We start from the raw sequence: 1,337 nt of genomic DNA on the forward strand, positions 1-1,337 counted from the left end.
ATTGCCATCAAACCTTGGACAGAATCAATCAGACAGAGTATAATCTAGTCAGAGATTTGTCAATATTAGGTAATCCAGTATATTTAGAAGTACCACGCCGTCAGTTTCATTGTCAAAAGTGCCAAAAGTATATCAGCGAAAGACTAAGTTTTATGAGATTAAGACAGCCTCAGACAATTCGCTATGAATCGATGATTTATGAGAGAGTAAAAAATTGTAGCATCGAAGAAATAAGTCGAGAAGAAGGGTTAGGATGGTCAGAAGTTGAGTTAATATTTAATAACTGTGCTAAAGAACTAGAAAAGGAAGAGTGGGAAGCACCAGAACGAATAAGCTTAGATGAGTTTAGTAACTTAAAAGGACATAAAGATTTCATAACAACGGTCGTAGATCTGGACAAGAAAATTTTACTAGATGTGATTAAAGGACATAAGCAAGAAGAATTAATGGAAGCCTTAAAAGCACAACCAGAAGCAATTCGGGAGAAAGTGAAAGAAGTGAGCGTCGATATGTGGTCAGGATTTACGGCAGTGATCAAGGAATTATTTCCCAATGCTAAAATCATCTATGACCGTTTTCATGTAATGGCTATCATCAATGACGAGCTTAATAAATTGAGAAAGTTAATGGGGGTGCATGAAAAGGGATTACCTCATTTATTATGGAAGAATAAAGAGGACTTAAAGGACGAGCAAAAACAACAACTAGAAGTTATCTTAAAAGAACATCCCTGCTTGGGAATAGCCGACGAAATGAAAGAAGAAATTAGACAAATTTATCAAGGTTGTAGAACGTTCAAAGGTGCTGAGAGAAAATTGGAAAAATGGATAAGAATAGGCGGAATATTATATCAAAGTAGTGCCAGTATGATCCGGAAGCATTTGTCGGGTATCTGTAATTACTTTGAAAATCAGACAACCAACGGATTAATTGAGGGAATGAATACCAAAATAAAGCTTATTAAAAGAATAAGTTATGGATTTACCAATTTTGAACATCTTCGACTTAAGCTGTTTGCTTGCTTTAATTCATAACAAAAATTAACACACGAAAACCAGAAGAGCCAAATTGGCCAATTGTCAATAGCATTTGAGATGTTCCCACCCTGACAAATTATCTTTGTTCAGTTGATTATAACAGGAAAAGTAACCCCGGAACTATATTTTTAGTCTTGATTTACAAGGCTTTCAGAAATCAGCAGAGATGAAAGTATCCTCTGGAACCCTGATTCTGTCCTTTTTAGTGGCACATCGCTTAAAAGTAGCATAATCGAACAGGGGCTCTCTTGGGTTTGGTGGGTAAAATGTATTCTAAGATACAGTCCTCCTGGCGAGGGG

At 36.2% G+C, this 1,337-nt stretch carries 1 protein-coding gene; it reads left to right on the forward strand.

Annotated features, from left to right (window positions below; genetic code table 11):
* Positions 1-1,034: ISL3 family transposase (locus PX636_RS07965; protein ID WP_288116683.1), on the forward strand; the 1,034-nt coding region annotated here is incomplete at its 5' end.
* Between the last annotated feature and the right edge of the window lie 303 nt (positions 1,035-1,337).

It is taken from the genome of Microcystis sp. M53598_WE2, from assembly GCF_030067735.1.
In the GTDB taxonomy this organism is placed as follows: domain Bacteria; phylum Cyanobacteriota; class Cyanobacteriia; order Cyanobacteriales; family Microcystaceae; genus Microcystis; species Microcystis aeruginosa.